This window comes from Vibrio sp. Y176, from assembly GCF_033438945.1.
On record NZ_JAWOQS010000899.1, the window covers coordinates 1 to 574 of the forward strand.

Here is a 574-nt window from a genome sequence, read left to right on the forward strand (position 1 = left end):
AATTAACGACCAACTGGACGTTTATGGTACTTATGGGCTTGGTGCGCTGAAAGCGAAGGCGACGGATGAAAAAACGGATAGCACCATTTCCTCTGACACCGAGTTTCTTCAAGCGGTGACCATTGGTGCAAACTATCTTTTGAATGAACAATGGATGGTGTCAGCACAGATTCAGGCCAACCGAAGTGATGTGGTTGACGAGAACAAGTACAGAATCGGCTTCAATTACCAATGGCATGATGTGATTGGCACGGGCTTGTATTACCAATACCGTGATACAGATTACAGTGGTGAAAGTTCGGATTACATCAACGAAGTCGGCTTAAGTTTGAAGTTCGTATTTTAATCCCATTTAGTAACATCAACCGTAATCAACAGATTTAAGAACAACAAAAAAGGTCAGCATACGCTGACCTTTTCGTTTATTTTGTCTATTTTCGACAGATTATAGAACCGCTGCGATACCTTTACATAGTGGGCCCATGTTTGATTTTGTCATACCAGCTACGCTGATACGGCCAGAACCAACGATGTAAATTGCGAACTCATCTTTCAGACGGTTAACTTGCTCTTT

Annotated in this window: 1 protein-coding gene and 1 pseudogene; one reads left to right on the forward strand and one right to left on the reverse strand. The window is 42.2% G+C overall.

The annotated features are described in order from the left end of the window. Nucleotides 1-346, forward strand: a 346-nt coding sequence (locus R7O13_RS29295; RefSeq protein WP_318305515.1) for an outer membrane beta-barrel protein, incomplete at its 5' end; no start/stop codon positions are given. Nucleotides 347-445: 99 nt separating this feature from the next. Here R7O13_RS29295 and R7O13_RS29300 read toward each other — a convergent pair. Next, nucleotides 446-574 (reverse strand): annotated as a pseudogene (locus R7O13_RS29300) (aromatic amino acid aminotransferase); the annotation flags it as partial.